Source organism: Kitasatospora sp. NPDC056446 (genome assembly GCF_042796115.1).
Classification (GTDB): domain Bacteria; phylum Actinomycetota; class Actinomycetes; order Streptomycetales; family Streptomycetaceae; genus Kitasatospora.
In genome coordinates this window covers 1-1229 of sequence record NZ_JBHTRF010000237.1, presented here as the reverse complement: position 1 = coordinate 1229, position 1229 = coordinate 1, and the positions used below count along the sequence as shown (strand labels likewise).

Annotated in this window: 1 protein-coding gene; it reads right to left on the bottom strand. The window is 57.0% G+C overall.

Annotation, left to right across the window (positions count from 1 at the left end; translation table 11 throughout):
• On the bottom strand, nt 1–1178 hold a 1178-nt coding region (locus ACFQ6N_RS40955; RefSeq protein WP_380659214.1), incomplete at its 3' end, for a hypothetical protein.
• Nucleotides 1179–1229: the final 51 nt, after the last annotated feature.

Below are 1229 nucleotides of genomic sequence, written 5' to 3'. Positions count from 1 at the left end.
GCCAAGACCATCGCGGCATGCTCGTTGATCAGCTCTCCCGAGCCTGCGAACGCAATCTCCTTAAGGCGAGGGATCCAACGGCCGAGTGACATGCCGGCTCCGCTCATCGCTAAGGGCGTCGCGATTCCGAGCACTGCTTCGGAAGTCATGCCCGTCGGATCTATCTGCTGAAGAATGCGGTCAATCTCGCGCTTGTTAGCATCGGAGGCGCGTCTATGCTGCGTCGCCAGCCATCCGAGAAGCGGCATGGATTCGCCGTGGTCACTGACATGCCCAATGCCGTCACTAATGACGCTCTGCAGATCGTCGGTTCGTAAACGAATTCGCAACCGCTCTACATGTGCAATCGAACTCTCTACGGGTGTGACGCGGGGGCCAGAAAGCACCTGCTGCACGATGGTGCTTGCCTCGGACAACCGATTTGCCGAAGTGAGTGAAGATGCATAGGCGAGCTTCGCAATCGCATCGATGGCATGATCGGACGCAGCGCCTTCATCCGGAGGCTGAATGCTACTGTCATGTTCGCAGAGAAGGCATCGGTGGATCCAGATGTCACGTTGCCCGCTCTTAGTTGCAAGCGCCTCATCCCACGAGCTCGCGGAATCGGCAAATCGTCCAGCGGCACGATATGCTGCGCCGAGATTGGTCAGGATAACCCTCTGGAGGGATGAATTTTCCGGAGCTTTGACGGAGTCAAGGTGTTGCTGTAGGAGAGAAATGATCCGGGATATTTCCCTGTGATCGGAGTTGTCCGTTGCAATTACTAGAGCGTTGGCAAGCTCGTTGATCTGAACGCCGAGCGCCAAGTACGGGCGAGTGGATCGTGCGACTCCAAACCAATGAGCGGCGCGATGTGGATCACCCAGCGCTGCTGCTGAATCGGCAAGTGCCACCGCTATTTTGTCTAGCCTGTCGCCAAGATGATCCTTCGCGAATGCCTCGAGATCCGTAATTTCCGCGCCTCCGCGTTTGGCGCGAAGCCGAACGCAGCCGCCGACAGACTCTGCGAGCGTGGCATCTGTTGCTGAAGAGAGAGCGAGATTGGCGAGTCTGTCTGCTACATCAGTCTGATCAAGTTCCTCCGCTGCCAATGCCCCAAGAATTAGGAGTTGCGCATTTGGCACTTGGCACTCGGCCTCAGTCTCTGCAATTGCCAGAACGTCCGAATAGCTTTCCATGCCGTAGAGTGCGCGGCACCGAATACGCTTGACCGCACTCTCACTTGTAGC